Origin of the sequence: Bacillus sp. S3, assembly GCF_005154805.1 — a bacterium.
Taxonomy (GTDB): Bacteria; Bacillota; Bacilli; order Bacillales; family Cytobacillaceae; genus Neobacillus.
This window is the reverse complement of record NZ_CP039727.1, coordinates 5,084,912-5,101,259: the sequence shown is the minus strand read 5'-3', so window position 1 is coordinate 5,101,259 and position 16,348 is coordinate 5,084,912. Positions and strand designations below refer to the sequence as shown.

Annotated in this window: 15 protein-coding genes and 1 pseudogene; all 16 read left to right on the top strand. The window is 31.5% G+C overall.

Translation table 11 applies throughout. The annotated features are described in order from the left end of the window. Window positions 1-8: 8 nt before the first annotated feature. The 16 genes and pseudogenes from FAY30_RS24380 to FAY30_RS24305 all read left to right on the top strand — a co-directional run bounded on the left by FAY30_RS24380 (window position 9) and on the right by FAY30_RS24305 (window position 16,292). A complete protein-coding gene (locus tag FAY30_RS24380) occupies window positions 9-677 on the top strand; it encodes a sugar transferase (RefSeq protein ID WP_149872269.1) in 669 nt (222 codons plus the stop codon). Continuing rightward, window positions 674-1,531 carry an NAD-dependent epimerase/dehydratase family protein gene (locus FAY30_RS24375; RefSeq protein ID WP_149872268.1) on the top strand — a complete coding sequence of 286 codons (858 nt, stop codon included), beginning with the start codon at window positions 674-676 and terminating at the stop codon, window positions 1,529-1,531. Before FAY30_RS24380 ends, FAY30_RS24375 begins: the two co-directional genes overlap by 4 nt. A gap of 1 nt (window position 1,532) precedes the next feature. After that, window positions 1,533-2,657, top strand: a complete 1,125-nt coding sequence (locus FAY30_RS24370) for a glycosyltransferase (protein WP_149872267.1) — start codon at window positions 1,533-1,535, stop codon at window positions 2,655-2,657. Window positions 2,658-3,067: 410 nt separating this feature from the next. Then, window positions 3,068-3,167 (top strand): annotated as a pseudogene (locus FAY30_RS28140) (DapH/DapD/GlmU-related protein); the annotation flags it as partial. Window positions 3,168-3,358: 191 nt separating this feature from the next. Further along, window positions 3,359-4,186: a glycosyltransferase family 2 protein gene (locus FAY30_RS24360; protein WP_149872266.1), complete on the top strand. Its 828-nt coding sequence runs from the start codon at window positions 3,359-3,361 to the stop codon at window positions 4,184-4,186. A gap of 36 nt (window positions 4,187-4,222) precedes the next feature. Further along, complete coding sequence (locus tag FAY30_RS24355; protein ID WP_190284763.1) at window positions 4,223-5,170, top strand: glycosyltransferase; 948 nt, start codon at window positions 4,223-4,225, stop codon at window positions 5,168-5,170. 92 nt (window positions 5,171-5,262) lie between these two features. Further along, a complete protein-coding gene (gene wzy / locus FAY30_RS24350) occupies window positions 5,263-6,780 on the top strand; it encodes an O-antigen polysaccharide polymerase Wzy (RefSeq protein WP_149872264.1) in 1,518 nt (505 codons plus the stop codon). Between the two features lie 50 nt (window positions 6,781-6,830). Next, on the top strand, window positions 6,831-7,922 hold the full coding sequence (locus tag FAY30_RS24345; protein ID WP_149872263.1) for a glycosyltransferase: 1,092 nt from the start codon (window positions 6,831-6,833) through the stop codon (window positions 7,920-7,922). Between the two features lie 155 nt (window positions 7,923-8,077). Next, a complete protein-coding gene (locus FAY30_RS24340; protein WP_149872262.1) occupies window positions 8,078-9,487 on the top strand; it encodes an oligosaccharide flippase family protein in 1,410 nt (469 codons plus the stop codon). An 84-nt stretch (window positions 9,488-9,571) separates the two neighbouring features. Beyond that, window positions 9,572-10,192, top strand: coding sequence for a DUF1919 domain-containing protein (locus FAY30_RS24335; protein ID WP_149872261.1), 621 nt, complete (start codon window positions 9,572-9,574; stop codon window positions 10,190-10,192). Window positions 10,193-10,282: 90 nt separating this feature from the next. Next, entirely contained in the window at window positions 10,283-11,161 is an 879-nt protein-coding gene (gene rfbA / locus FAY30_RS24330) for a glucose-1-phosphate thymidylyltransferase RfbA (protein WP_149872260.1), read from the top strand. Window positions 11,162-11,176: 15 nt separating this feature from the next. Continuing rightward, entirely contained in the window at window positions 11,177-11,737 is a 561-nt protein-coding gene (gene rfbC / locus FAY30_RS24325; RefSeq protein ID WP_149872259.1) for a dTDP-4-dehydrorhamnose 3,5-epimerase, read from the top strand. Window positions 11,738-11,740: 3 nt separating this feature from the next. Continuing rightward, a complete protein-coding gene (rfbD, locus tag FAY30_RS24320) occupies window positions 11,741-12,595 on the top strand; it encodes a dTDP-4-dehydrorhamnose reductase (RefSeq protein WP_149872258.1) in 855 nt (284 codons plus the stop codon). After that, on the top strand, window positions 12,596-13,621 hold the full coding sequence (gene rfbB, locus FAY30_RS24315; RefSeq protein ID WP_149872257.1) for a dTDP-glucose 4,6-dehydratase: 1,026 nt from the start codon (window positions 12,596-12,598) through the stop codon (window positions 13,619-13,621). It begins immediately after the preceding gene. A 222-nt stretch (window positions 13,622-13,843) separates the two neighbouring features. Continuing rightward, window positions 13,844-15,277 carry a UDP-glucose dehydrogenase family protein gene (locus FAY30_RS24310; RefSeq protein ID WP_149872256.1) on the top strand — a complete coding sequence of 478 codons (1,434 nt, stop codon included), beginning with the start codon at window positions 13,844-13,846 and terminating at the stop codon, window positions 15,275-15,277. After that, a complete protein-coding gene (locus tag FAY30_RS24305; RefSeq protein ID WP_149872255.1) occupies window positions 15,249-16,292 on the top strand; it encodes a GDP-mannose 4,6-dehydratase in 1,044 nt (347 codons plus the stop codon). Before FAY30_RS24310 ends, FAY30_RS24305 begins: the two co-directional genes overlap by 29 nt. Window positions 16,293-16,348: the final 56 nt, after the last annotated feature.

Below are 16,348 nucleotides of genomic sequence, written 5' to 3'. Positions count from 1 at the left end.
ATAGAAGAGTGATTTATAGAAGATATATAAAAAAAATAGTTGACATTATTCTAGCGTTTATAGGTATTGTAGTACTTTCACCAGTTTTCTTAATATTGATTATTTGTATTAAGCTTGATTCAAAGGGACCTGTTTTATTTAAACAATGTAGGATTGGGAAAAATAAAGCCGAGTTTTATATTTTGAAGTTTAGGACAATGAAAGTTGATACTCCAAAAGATACACCTACCCACCTTTTAAAAGACTCTAATAGCTACATCACTAGAGTAGGGAAATTTATGAGGAATACTAGTTTAGATGAACTTCCACAAATTATTAATATTCTCAAAGGTGAAATGAGCATTATTGGTCCTCGACCTTGCCTCTGGAATCAATATGATTTAATTTCTGAAAGAGAAAAATATGGAGCCAATGATATTTTTCCTGGGCTGACTGGGTGGGCACAGATTAATGGGCGGGATGAGTTGCCTATCGATGTGAAGGCAAAACTAGATGGAGAATATGTAGAAAAATTGAGTTTTGCTTTTGATGTAAGATGTTTCTTTGGGACTATTATCAGCATTCTAAAGCATGATGGTATTGTTGAAGGTGGAACTGGTGAAATGGAGAGAATTAAGGTAACAAAACCTTCAACAGGTACGGTGAAAACTAAAGGTACTGAGAGGAATATCGGATGAAGAGAATACTTATCACTGCGAAAAACAGTTATATAGGTAATGCATTCGTTACTTGGACTGCTAATAAATACATTATAGAGTTTATCACTTGCAGGACCGCTGAATGGAAGGAGCAGGACTTTTCAAAATATGATGTAATTTTACATGTGGCCGGAATAGCTCATGTATCTACAGACCCAAACATGGAAGCCCAATATTACAAAGTCAATAGGGACCTTACGATAGAATTAGCAACAAAAGCTAAAAATGAAGGGGTTAAACAGTTTATCTTTTTGAGTAGCATAATTGTCTATGGTAATAGTAGTAGCAAAGAAGGAATTATCGATAAAAACACTATTCCTAAGCCTGATAATTTTTATGGTAACAGTAAACTTTTGGCTGAAGAGGGCTTAAAGTATTTAGAGAGTGAGAATTTCAAAATTGCAATACTTCGACCACCTATGATTTATGGAAAAGGATCAAAAGGAAATTATCCGAGGTTGGCAAAGGTTGCTCAAAATTTACCGGTGTTTCCGGATATAAACAATCAGCGGAGTATGCTTCATATAGATAACCTGGTCGAGTTCATAAGACTAATTATAAAAAATGAAGAAAGAGGGTTATACTTCCCTCAAAACAGTGATTATGTAAAAACAAGCAATATGGTAGAGCTTATAGCTAAGGCACATGGAAAGAATATAAAACTTACAAAAGTATTTAATCCATTGTTAATAGTTTTAGGTGGAAAAGTAGCTATAATTAATAAGATATTTGGTAATTTGGTATATGAGAAAAGTATGAGTAATTATAAAGAAAGTTATCAAATTAATGATTTGAGGAAATCGATTGAGTTAACTGAACTGGAGCGTAGATGAAATGAAGGTAGTTTTAGTAAATTGCTTTGATACTTATGAGGATAGAATAGATTTAATTCATGACTTTTTTATAAAAAACGGTAATAAAGTTACAGTTATTCAGTCAGATTTTAGACATTTTAAAAAGATTAAACGAACTAAAAAAAAGGAAAATTTTATATTTGTTGAAACGAAGGCATATTATAAAAATATGTCAATATCTCGATTGACCTCTCATTATAACTTTGCAAGAGATGCCTTTAAAATAGTAGAAAAAATCAATCCTGACTTGCTATATATTACTCTTCCACCAAACTCATTAGCAAAATTTGCTGCAATGTATAAAAATAAAAATAAAAACGTAAAATTAATATTTGATTTGATAGATTTATGGCCGGAAACTATGCCTGTAGGGAAAATTAAAAATTTTCTACCATTTACTCTTTGGAGAAATATAAGGGATACTAATTTAAAGTTTGCTGATTTAATATTAACCGAATGTAATTTATATCAGACAGTCCTCAAAAATGTATTAATGGAAATGAACACTGAAACGTTATATTTAGCAAAAAGAGCTATACAGATTAATTCTCGTCCAATACTTAAAAAGAATGAAATTCATTTGTGCTATCTAGGTTCAATAAACAACATTATAGATATTTCAAAAATTAAATTAATTATAAAATCAGTAAATGAAGTTAAGTCTACAACCTTTCATATTATTGGTGATGGAGAAAGTAAAGATGTTCTAATTAATGAAATTAGGGAAACAGGTGCAAAAGTTGAATATCATGGGAAAATTTATGATTCTCACCAGAAGCAAGAAATATTTGATAAATGCCATTTTGGATTAAATATTATGAAAGATAGTGTATGTGTTGGGCTAACAATGAAGTCCATTGATTACCTCCAACATGGACTCCCAATTATTAATAATATTAAGGCTGACACCAATCAAATTGTTGACAAGTATTTGATTGGATTCAATGTTACTGATTTTAATATTAACGATATAGCTAGCAAAATTGCAAATACAGACATCCATGACTTTATTGAAATGAGACGAAATGCCAAAAAAGTGTTTAATGTTCTTTTTTCTCAAGAAGCTTTTAATGAAAAATTAGACCATTTACTTAAGGAGTTGTGACCACTTTGAGGAATGAATATGGAATTGGAGAAATAGTTAGTAATGTCATTTCTCTAATTTTCACAAAGATTTTTTATAATGGAGCACGGTTAATAAGAAGACCAATATACGTTAGAGGAAAAGGTTTTTTAGAGTATGGGAAAGGATTCACAACTGGATATAATTGTCGAATAGAGATGTTAGATATAGTTAAGGGTGGTCCAAAGAAATTAATTATAGGTAATAATTGTAAGATTGGCGATTATGTACACATAGCAGCAGGAGAAAGAGTAACTATTGGAGATAACTGTCTAATGGCGTCAAAAATATATATAAGTGATATTACACATGGAAATTATTCCAATTGCAATGAGCAATCTGCACCCAACGTTCCCCCTGATAAAAGACCCCTTATTACTAAACCTGTATCTATCGGAAATAATGTTTGGATTGGGGAGAATGTTTCAATATTGCTTGGTGTATCTATTGGTGATGGATGTATAATCGGAGCAAACTCTGTAGTTAATAAAGATATCCCAGATAACTGTATTGCAGTTGGTGCTCCAGCAAAGGTAGTAAAAAAATATAATAGGGATTCGAAAATTTGGGTGAAAATTTAATAACAAAAAAATGAGTCATTTATAAAAAATTGTACCTAATATTTTTTAGATTAATTGTTCAACAATAGATTTATGGCTTAGAAGAAAAAGGAGATAATAATTATGGCTGAAGATCTAGAATTATCTAAAGTATCGGTAATAATCCCTATGTATAACAGTGAAGATACAATAGCAGGTACCCTAGAATCTGTTAGGAACCAAACTGCGTATAACTTGATAAGTGAGATAATAGTTATTAATGATGGTTCAACTGATTCTTCCTCTCAAGTGGTAAAAAGGTATGCTGAAATTCATAAGTGCATGCCAATAAAATTAGTAGAAAAGCCAAATGGAGGTGTATCCTCTGCTCGTAATATTGGGATGAAGTTAGCAAAGAGTAGTTATATAGCTTTACTAGATGCTGATGATCAATGGTTACCTGAAAAAATTAAAGTTCAAATGGAAACTTTTAAGGAACATCCTGAAATTGATTTCTTAGGAGGAGATTCTAACGGGATAAGTCTTAGAATCTTAACAAGAAGAATAAATAATCTTTATAAAGCAAGTGTAAAGGATTTATGTTTGAAGTTCTTTCCTGTCACACCCTCAGCCATATTTAAAAAAAGAATCGTAGAGGAAATGGGGTACTTTGATGAGGGGCAACATTTTGGAGAAGATGGGAATTACTTTTTAAAAATTTGTTCAAATTACAACTATTACCATTTGCCGGTTCAGATGGTAAATTGTGGTGCTGGTAAACCGGCATTTGGTTATAGCGGACTCTCTGCTAATCTAAAAGGGATGTATGAGGGTAATATTAAAAATATAAAGGAATTGAATAAAAATCATATTATTACAAATAATTTTTATCTTTTTTTAAGAATTTTTTATTGGCTAAAATATATTAGAAGAATTATTATAACGAAATTAAGAAAGAAGTGGAAACTTTAAATAATCTTTGGAAAGAACTGAAATAGGAGGATAATATTGAATTATCTGGTTAGTATTATAGTACCAATATATAACGTTGAAAATTATCTAAGTCGCTGTATTGACAGTTTATTAAATCAAACCTATAAAAAAGTTGAGGTTATTTTAATAAATGATGGTTCTATTGATAATTCTGGGACTATTTGTGATAAGTATGCATTTGAAGATAGTAGAATCAAAGTAATTCATAGAGAAAATGGAGGACTATCTGAAGCGAGGAACACAGGGATATTAAATGCTACAGGTGATTATATTTTATTTGTTGATAGTGATGATTATATTGAGCCAAATTCTATAGAAGTATTAATTAGTCATGCTATTAAATATGATTTGGATGTTTTAGAGGCAAATGCAATAATAGAATATCCTCAAAAAATAGAGAAGTTAGTTCAAACAAGAATATCTACGACGGAGATTTTTACAGGTTTAGATTACATTGTTAAGAGAATTAATGAGAATTATATTACTGCTGTAGCTTGCATTAAATTTTGTAAATTAAAGTTTATAAAAGATAATAATTTATTGTTTGCAAAGAACAGATTACATGAAGATGAATTATGGACCCCATGCCTTTTTTTGGCAGCTGCAAGGGTAATGTTTATCGATTTCGAATTTTATCATTATATTATTAGAGAGAATTCAATCACACAATCAAAGAATAAAAAAATGAATATTGAGAGTATGCTAAACAATTGTATAGAGTTAGAAAAGTTATATAACAGTTTGGATATTGAGAAAAGTGAAAAGAGTGTATTAAAGGACTATTTAGCAAGACAATATATGGCAACGGCATTCTTAGGTAAAGATGATATGTCTTTTTATAAACAATGCATAGATAAAAAATTTGTTCTTAGGAATACAAAGAAGTTAAAAACTATGTTTAAATCTGTTTTATATATAATTAGTATCCCAATGTATATAAAGGTAAGAGAAAATTCATACTGATATTAAAGGTTAATTAGAAAATATCAAAATTTTCTGAAAGAGTGTTATAGGATTGTACCAATCTTTATTAAAGAAGGAGGAGTATCATAAAAATGAATAATAATAAAAATGATACAATCCTAACCATAGAGAAGAAATTGTTAATATATAGTTTAAGTATTTTAGTAGGAATAATTCTGTACTTGTTTATTTTGAAATATTTAATAAACTTCGATAACTATATTTTAGGCCTTACAAATTATAATTTAGAAATATTTAAATTAAGCTGGTTAGGAATAGGAATTATTATTTATTGTGTTGTAACTTGGTTTTTAGTAACTAAAAACTTATTTTCACCGTACATTATTTTTTTTGTATTTTTAATATTATTTAATTTTGGTCAATGTTTAATTTGGGCTATAGGAATACATAGTGATACAGAGATAGGAAAGCAGAACTTGTTTTCTAATTATCCTATTCCTTCAAGTCCTGAAATAATAAAAGCGCAATTATTTGTTTGTTTAGCTATCTATTTCTTTCACTTAGGTGCATTGTTTTGCTATAAATCCAAAAAAACTAAAAAAATTCACTTCACATCTTCAACAATTTTTAATACTAAAAAAGCTATGCTGTTAGTATGCAGTATAATTGCGTTAATTTCCGTACCAGTAACATTGTATAGAACGGTAATTGATCTAAAAGTTTCTTTAGAACATGGTTATGCAGCAATTTATTATTCGGAATTTGCATCCAGTACTGGTATAACAATGATTATATCAATATTTTTCTTTCCATCATTAGTTGGTATATTAATTGGTACAAATTATGCTAAAAAAGCAAAGGTAACTGTTTATTTCATATTATTTATATACACAATACTAAATTTATTTGCAGGTGATAGGGGAAGTTGGTTATATATAGTTATTGTTTTAGTTTGGATGCACCATGTATTTGTTCAGAAAATTAACCTAAAGAAATTACTGAAACTATCTTTAATTTCGTTAACAGCTTTGTATTTTATTAGTGCAATTATATCTCTTAGACAATACGGGATGTCAAATGTTGGTTATAATGAATTCGTTGAGGCGTTTAACTTAAGATATTTCCCTGTTTTTACCTTTGTTCTTGAGATGGGAAACTCAATGGGAATTGTTCTAATTTTGTTATCATCTGGGGTTACATGGAACTTTTCTAATTCTTACCTAGTTTCAATTTTGGGGATGCCTACAACTAAAATTCCACTTCTTTTCGGATTAGACCTTGTATTAATTCCAAATTGGTTTTCCCAAGATTACTTAAAAATAACTTGGGGAAGTGGCTTTTCGTTATTTGGAGAAGCATTATTAAATGGTGGGATTTATTTTGCACCCTTTATTATTTTACTTATAGGGTTCTTCATTTCAACGTTACTATTTACAAATAAAAAATTGGATTTTTATAGTGCTCCGTTGAAGTTCTTTATTATTTCTACTTCATTACAATCGCTTATTGGTTGGTCAAGAGGAAGTTCTCTTGAATATTTGAGAAATTGGTTTAGGGGAACTATTGTAATAGTAATAGTTATTTGGATTATAGCACAAATATTAAAGAAATTAAGTTCCAAATATTCAAAAAGGAAAACACTACATTGAATGTAATCTGCGGGGTTTTCTGAATAAATAAATAGGAGTATTGAGACAATATGATAAGTAAAAATAATATTAATATTATTTTTGTAACTGGATACATGGCAAATGGTGGGGCAGAAAGAGTGATTTCTGTAATCGCTAATGGACTGGTAAATAAAGGGTATAGTGTAAGCATTTTAGCAATTTTGGGTGATAAACAGGATTATGAAATCAGTAAAAGAGTAAATTATATTCCTTTTATTGAAAACAGTAATAATCAGTTGATTCGGGTTATTAAGCGTTTAATGTTCATACGAGGGCACATTAATAAGTCTAAACATACTATTGTTATTTCTTTTATGGCACAAATTAATGTATATGCTATTGTTGCTAACTTTTTTAATAATGCTAAATTAATAGTATCAGAAAGGAATGATCCAAACCAAGATCCTAATAGTAAGATGCTAAGGGGAATTAGAGATTTCCTATATAATTTTGTTAAAGGAATTGTTTTTCAGACACCGGATGCCCAAAAATATTTTTCTAAAAAAATTCAAGGGAAAAGTTTTTTAATTCCCAATCCGTTATCAGAAAAATTGCCTAAACCTTTTATCGGAAAAAGAAGGAAAGTAATTGTTACTGCTACCAGGTTATCTGAGCAAAAGAATTTAAAATTATTATTAGATTCATTTTATAAAATACAATTAGAATTTCCCGAGTATATCCTAGAGATATATGGAGAAGGACCTTTAAAAGAAGAGTTAATTAGTTATTCAGACGAACTAAATATTAAAGATAAGGTTGTTTTTAAAGGGTTTTCTAGGAATCTTCATGAAGATATATTAGATGCCTCTATTTTTGTGCTTCCTTCCAATTATGAAGGTATATCCAATTCATTAATTGAAGCACTAGCTTTAGGTATCCCAGTAATATCCACAGACCACCCTATTGGAGGGGCAAAAATGTATATTAAACCAGACAATAATGGGTTATTAGTACCTATTAGAGATACTGAAGCATTATATTTAGCAATGAAGAAAATTATTGATAATCCTTCACTCGGTAATATGTACAGTGAAAATGCAGTAAAAATACGTTCGGAATTAGAAATAGAAAAAATTATAAGTAAATGGGAAAGTTGTATATTTAACGAGACCCGAAATTAGTGAGCGAATTGTTAATTATCCTAATAAATATATGCATAAGAGGTATGTGAAAATAAGTAAACTCATTAGATGTTTTTGCTAACAAGGGTTAATAACAATTAACCCTTAATTTTATAAGAATTTATTAGGACTAAACATAGAAAGGTAAATATATTATGCAAGGTAGCAAACTTATAAAAAAAACAGGGTTGTATTTCATTGGGAATCTTTCATCGAAATTATTATCAGTGGTATTGGTTCCAATATATGCCTTTTATATTTCATCTAGTGATCTGGGATATTATGATTACTCTCAAACTATAATGGGTGTTCTTATTCCTGTTGTTTTTGTTGCTATTTGGGAATCAATTTTAAAATTTTTATTAAATGAAAAAGATATTGAAAATAAAAGAGTAATCATTGCTACAACAGTTGGATTTACATTGTTTATTGCTGTTATTTTTTTTATTGGCACAATTTTATATGGAAGAGTAATGTCAATTGAAACAGGAAAGATCTTTTTAATAGCACTAATGTTTATATCCAATGCTTTTGTTCAGATTTGGCAATATTATTCAAGGGCTTTAGAAGAAAATAAAATATATGTTTATGCAAGTATAGTAGGAACTTTTATTCATTTTATTTTTACAATTGTATTAATCTGTATTTTTAAGCTCGGCCTAGATGGTCTTTATATTGCTTTTATAATAGGACAGTTGGGGATTCTTATATTCATAGAGAGTAGATTAAGATTATTAAATTATTTTAAATTCAAATTCTTTAATATTTCTTTACTAAAAAGTATGTTAGTTTTTTCATCACCATTAGTTTTAAATTTGACATCCGTCTGGCTTATGTCCGGTTTTGGAAGATTTATTATTACTAATAAAATGAGCGCTGAGGCAAATGGCCTTTATTCTTTTTCGAGTAAATTTTATTTATTGTTTAGTATGCTGGGTTCAGTTGTAACAATGTCAATAATTGAAGAAGCAATTATTAATGCTAAAGCTAAAAGGTTAGATTCTAGTTTTGCAAAGTTAATTAACTCTCTATTTAAATTATTCCTATCACTGATACTTATAGCGGTTCCGCTGATAGTATTCTTTTATTCAGCAATTAGTGGTACTGAATACTATGAGTCAGTACAGTATGCTCCCTGGTTATTATTATTTTCTGTTTTTTCTATGATGTCATCAAATGTTGGTTCTCTTTTCCAGGCAATAGAAAAAACAAAGTATCAGTTTATAACAACTGTAATAGGTGGATTAGTAACAATCTTCATATCATATTTATTTATTTCTTCGATAGGTATTTATTCTGTTATTATTGGCCAAATACTTGGAGCATTAACAATGTTAATTTTAAGGTATATGTTAGTAAATAAGTTTATATCATTTAAAATTAATTGGAAACCTGTAATTTGGATGACAAGCTTATTTTTAGTTACAACTATTATTTGTTTAAACGTTAATGTTTATTTTAATATTTTGATTTTGTTGATACTTTTATGTTTTGTCTATTACATTATTAGAGATTATATACATGGTGGAATAAATCTAGTGAAAAAGTTGGTAAAAAGGAATTAATAAATATGAAATTACAGTTATTCTTCTCTATAATTGTTAAATGTAACACTCCCGACAATATTTAATTTCTAGGAGTTGAAATATATGAAAAAATTAAGCGAAATTAAGTATGATTTTAGGATTATGTCATTAAAAAGAAATAATATTAAATTAACAAATAGTGACTTTTCCCTATTGGCTAGTAATTGTATTGGTGCATTTATTTTACATGATTTAAATTTGAGGTTTAATTCTCCAACCGTAAATTTATTTATGTATCCAAGTGATTTTATTAAATATGTTTCAAATTTAAAGCACTATTCCAACAGTAAATTAATTTTCAAAAAAGGTGAAAATACATCATATCCGATTGCGTGGTTAGATGATGTAGAGATCCACTTTATGCATTATAAGAATGAGGTTGAAGCAAAACAAAAATGGTTGGAACGAACAAAGCGAATTAATTTTGATAATATATTCATAATGATGACAGATCGAGATGGATGTACTATAAAGGATCTAATAAATTTTGATCAATTGCCTTATAAGAATAAAGTGGTATTTACTCATAAACCATATCCTGAAATAAAATCAGCATATTACATTAAAGGATTTGAAAGTCAAGGTAGTGTTGGAGAATTATTTTTATACAAAAGTAAGCTTTCTATAAAAAGATTTTATGATGATTTTAATTATGTCAATTGGTTTAATACTAGAAGTTATTAAATAATGGATACTTTAATTTTATTGCTTGTCACCCTTAGAACAAAACCAGATAAGATAGAAAAATAAATTAAAGTAAAAGGAGAACTTTATATGAAAGGTATTATTTTAGCAGGAGGTAGCGGAACGCGCTTATACCCATTAACCATGGTAACGAGCAAACAGCTATTGCCAGTTTATGATAAACCAATGATTTATTATCCATTATCTACATTAATGTTGGCAGGTATTAGAGATATTTTAATTATTTCAACTCCAGAAGATACGCCTCGTTTTGAGGCACTATTAGGGGACGGAATTCAGTTTGGAATTAATTTAGAATATAAAGTTCAACCAAGCCCTGATGGATTAGCTCAGGCATTTTTAATTGGTGAGGAGTTTATTGGTAATGATTCAGTCGCTATGATTTTGGGAGACAATATTTACTACGGAAGTGGTATGAGGAAAATACTTCAGCGGGCTGCACAAAAAGATTTTGGAGCTACAGTATTTGGGTATCATGTCCAAGATCCAGAGAGATTTGGTGTTGTAGAGTTTGATGAAGGTGGAAAAGTTCTAAGTGTGGAAGAAAAGCCAAAATTCCCAAAATCTAATTATGCCATAACAGGTTTATATTTTTATGATAATCAAATAGTCGATATTGCGAAAAGTGTTAAACCATCTGCACGTGGAGAACTAGAGATTACATCTGTTAATGAAACTTATTTACGAATGGGAAACCTAGATGTCGAATTACTTGGACGTGGGTTTACATGGTTGGATACCGGAACACACCAAAGTTTAGTAGAGGCAACAAATTTCGTTAAAACTGTGGAAGAACATCAAGGAATTAAAATTGCTGCGCCTGAAGAAATAGCCTATATTAATGGCTGGATTGGAAAAGAAGAATTAATTAAATCTGGAGAAAAGTTTTCTAAAACAAGATATGGTCAATATTTGCTAAAGGTGGCAAATGGCAGTATAAAGTACTAAAAATGGGGTGTTAATGTGAATATTGTTGAGACTACCTTGCCAGGTGTGAAAATAATAGAACCAAAAGTATTTGGCGATCAACGTGGTTGGTTTACAGAGACTTATAATGAATCAATTTTCAAAGAAGCAGGAATTAATATTAGGTTTGTGCAGGATAATCATTCATTTTCTGCTACCAAAGGAACATTAAGGGGATTACATTACCAATTTAATCCTAAGGCACAGACGAAATTAGTAAGATGTACTAAAGGTTCAATTTTTGATGTGGCTGTTGATATACGAAAAGGCAGCCCTACTTTTGGAAGATGGTTCGGATTAGAAATGACTGCTGAAAATAACAAGCAATTATTAATTCCAAAAGGATTTGCTCATGGTTTTATGACATTAACTGATGATGTTGAGGTCCAATATAAAGTGGATGAGTTGTATGCACCTGAATGCGACCGAGGAATTATTTGGAATGACCCGATGATCGGTATTGAATGGCCAATTGAATTATATCCTGTTTTATCAGCAAAAGATGAAAAGGCACCACTCCTTGCAGATGCTGATAATAACTTTATATACGGAGATTAAGATATGAAAATATTGGTAACAGGTGTGACAGGTCAATTAGGCTATGATGTTGTTTGTGAAGGGTTAAATCGTAGCTTAACCATGATAGGTATTGGATCAAAAGATTTAGATTTAACGAATGAACAGTTAGTTTATCAGTATATTAGGGAATATAATCCTGATGCTATCATTCACTGCGCAGCTTATACTGCTGTTGATAAAGCCGAAGATGACCATGAAAATTGCTTAGATGTAAATGTGAATGGAACAAAATATTTAGCTACTGTAGCAAAAGAAATAAACGCCAAGTTTATGTTTATTAGTACGGACTATGTTTTTGATGGTAAGGGAGAAGCTCCTTTTGTTGAAACAGACACTCCTAACCCTGTTGGTTATTACGGAAAAACAAAATATGAGGCGGAGAAGGTAGTTCAATCTCTATTATCAGAATGGTTCATAGTCCGGATATCCTGGATTTTTGGATTAAATGGAGGTAACTTCGTCAAGACCATGCTAAGGTTAGCAGAAACTCGTAATGAGTTAAATGTTGTAGGTGATCAAGTTGGATCTCCTACCAATACGTTTGATTTATCCCATTTATTATTGGATATGATTCAAACGGATAGATATGGAATCTATCATTCCACGAATGAAGGATTTTGTAGCTGGGCTGAATTCGCTGAGGAAATCTTCCGGCTAGCAGAGAAATCAGTAAAAGTAAATGCAATTGCAACCGAGGAATATCCTACAAGAGCGGTACGTCCAAAAAACTCTCGAATGTCTAAACAAAAGCTGATAGATAATGGTTTTTATACATTACCTTCTTGGCAGGATTCATTAAAACGCTACTTATATGCATTACAACATGAGGTGAAATAAATGCAGAGGAAAAAGATTCTTGTAACCGGTGGGGCAGGATTCATTGGTGGGAACTTTGTTCAATATATGGTAAGCAAGTATCCAGAATATAATATATATAATCTAGACCTATTAACCTATGCTGGTGATTTAACTAAGCATCGTGAAATTGAAAAGAAAGACAACTATCATTTCGTGAAGGCTGATATTGCTAATCGTGAAGCAATAATATCCCTATTTGATAAGGAAAAGTTTGATTATGTTGTACACTTTGCTGCAGAGAGTCATGTAGACCGCTCCATTACAGAACCGGAAATTTTTGTTCAGACTAACGTGCTAGGGACGCAAGTATTATTAGATGTTGCAAAACAGGTTGGTGTGACAAAATTTGTTCATGTTTCTACTGATGAAGTATATGGAGAATTGGATTTTGACCCTACAACATTCTTTACAGAAGAAACACCTTTGCAACCTAATAGTCCCTACAGTGCAAGTAAGGCAGCATCTGATTTCTTAGTACGAGCTTATCATGAAACATTTGGTCTGCCAGTCAATATCACTCGTTGTTCAAATAACTATGGTCCCTTTCACTTTCCTGAAAAATTGATACCATTAACAATTTCTCGAGTACTAAACGAGGAAAAGGTACCAGTGTATGGTGACGGTAGAAATATTCGTGATTGGTTACATGTTCTTGACCATTGTGCAGCCATTGACCTGGTATTACATGAAGGTGTTAATGGTGAAATCTATAATGTTGGTGGACACAATGAACGAACCAATTTAGAAGTTGTAAAAACCATCATTCGTACATTAGGAAAATCAGAAGAGTTAATTCAATTTGTCGCTGATCGTTTAGGCCACGACAAGCGTTATGCTATTGATCCAACTAAATTAGAGAAGTTAGGTTGGAAACCAACTTATACATTTGAAACAGGAATTGCTCAAACCATTCAATGGTATTTGGATAACAAGTGGTGGTGGGAGCAAATCATAAGTGGAGAATATCAGAATTACTTAAATAGACAGTATTCGCTAAATGACTAAAAATTTAATAAACTTTGAACCCGTTTTATGTATATAAATGCGGGTTGTTTTTGGTAAAATCCCCCATCAAAAGCTGATAGCTATTATGGTAAAATAGGATAGATTGATATTTATGAAATGAACTATAAGTATTAGGAATTTACTTAAATAGGATATAAATATAAATACTGATTATTAAAGAGTGGGATAAAAGGATTATAGCAAAACGGAGGACGGATGATTATGTATAAAATAGCAGTAGCTGGTACAGGATATGTCGGCTTGGTAGCGGGTGTATGTTTTGCTGAAGTTGGACACCAAGTAACGTGTGTTGATATCGATGAAAATAAGGTTAATATAATGAAACAGGGCATATCCCCAATATATGAAGATGGACTTGAAGAATTAATGCAAAAAAATTACGCTGCAGGAAGATTAAACTATACTACAGATTACACTCAAGCATATAAAGATGCAGATGCAATTTTTATAGGTGTGGGTACTCCAGAACAACCTGATGGTTCTGCTAATCTATCATATATTGCAACAGTTGCAAGACAAATAGCAGAAACAATTGAAAAAGATTGCTTAATTGTGGTAAAATCTACTGTTCCAGTGGGTACAAATGACAAGGTAGAACAGTTTATTTATGATTTTCTTCCACATGACGGAGATAAATATACCGGAAATGGCGCAGCTTATGGCAAAAAGATTAAAGTTGAAGTTGCATCAAACCCTGAATTCTTAGCACAAGGTACAGCAGTAAGAGATACATTGCATGCAGCAAGGATAATTATTGGAACAGAGAGTAAATGGGCTGAAGAATTGCTTATGAAAATCTATGAGCCGTTTAATATCCCTATTGTTTCTGTTAGCAGAAGATCAGCAGAGATGATTAAATATGCTGCAAATGATTTCTTAGCTCTAAAAATCTCTTATATGAACGACATTGCTAATCTTTGTGAGCTAGTTGGCGCTGATATTCAAGATGTGGCAGTTGGTATGAGCTTTGATGAGCGCATTGGCAGCAAGTTTTTAAATGCGGGTATTGGTTATGGCGGCAGTTGCTTTCCTAAGGATACAAAGGCGTTAAAATACATTGCCGATCAGCATGGATATGATCTGAAAACAGTTAAAGCAGCCATTGATGTAAATACAGAACAAAAAACTCTTCTTTATAAGAAGGCAAGTAAGAGATTGATTACTTTTAACGGTCTAAAAGTAGCGGTACTTGGCTTGACCTTTAAACCTGGAACGGATGATTTAAGGGAAGCTCCATCACTTGATAATGTACCATTATTGTTAGATCAGGGGGCAGATATTTATGCGTTTGATCCAGTTGGAGCAGACAACTTTAAGCGTAGATACCCAGAAGGAAAGATTGGTAATGGAAGCATAACATACGTTGATAATGTCGAAACTGCATTAGACGGAGCTAATGTTTGCTTTATCTTTACTGAGTGGGGCGAGATTAAAGCTGTGAAGCCGGAAGAGTTTAAAAAATTGATGAGAACTCCTTTGGTGTATGACGGAAGGAATCTCTATGGTATGGAAGGTATGAGAGAAGCAGGCGTTGAGTATCATTCCGTTGGAAGAAGCATGGGAACAGGTAGACTTTCTAAACCAAACGCAAAGGAGATCGACTCAAATGCGGCAAGACTTCAAACCACTAGATAAAAGCAAAACGTATTTAATTACCGGGGTGGCAGGTTTTATTGGATACTATTTGTCCAAGAAGCTGCTCGAACAGGGTTGCCGTGTTATAGGTATTGATAATATTAATGACTACTATGATGTAAATCTAAAACTTGCACGGTTAGAGAAACTTGAACCATTTGAGAAGTTTTCTTTCATTAAGGGTGATATTTCGGATATGGCTATGATTACTGGTGTTTTTCAAGAGTACAAGCCTAATATCGTGGTGAACTTAGCTGCTCAAGCAGGTGTGCGCTATTCTATTGAGAATCCGGATGTATATATGCAAAGTAATGTTATTGGCTTTTTTAACATTCTTGAAGCTTGCAGATTTTATCCGGTGGATCATCTTGTTTATGCATCATCTAGCTCTGTCTATGGTGCAAATAAAAAAGTACCATTTGCCGAAACAGATATGGTAGATAATCCAGTTTCTCTTTATGCTGCTACTAAGAAATCTAATGAATTGATGGCACACACTTACAGCCATCTATATAAGATTCCAGCAACTGGGCTCCGATTCTTTACAGTATATGGACCGATGGGTCGACCTGATATGGCATACTTCGGATTCGCTAATAAGTATTTCGCTGGAGATCCAATTAAGATCTTTAATAATGGCGATTTTGAAAATGACCTATATCGCGATTTCACCTATATTGATGATATTGTTGAAGGGATTGAGCGGCTTCTCTCGAACCCGTCTGTTGGGGAGAATAATGTCCCTCATAATGTCTTTAACATTGGAAACAGCAACCCAGAGAAGCTTATGGTGTTTATTGAAACATTGGAGAAATGTTTGAGTAATGCTATGGGTAAAGAGGTTCAATTTGAAAAAGTATTTGAGCCGATTAAGCCAGGAGATGTACCTGCCACATATGCTTCGACTGAATTGTTGGAGCAAGCGGTTGGGTTTAAACCTAAGACTTCGATTGAGAATGGGTTGCAGAAGTTTGCGGATTGGTATTGTGAATATTATAAGGTGCAATTAGTTTAAAGTATCAGAAGTTTACAAGCATAGCAAAAACAATGAATTAAAAAAGGCATGATACC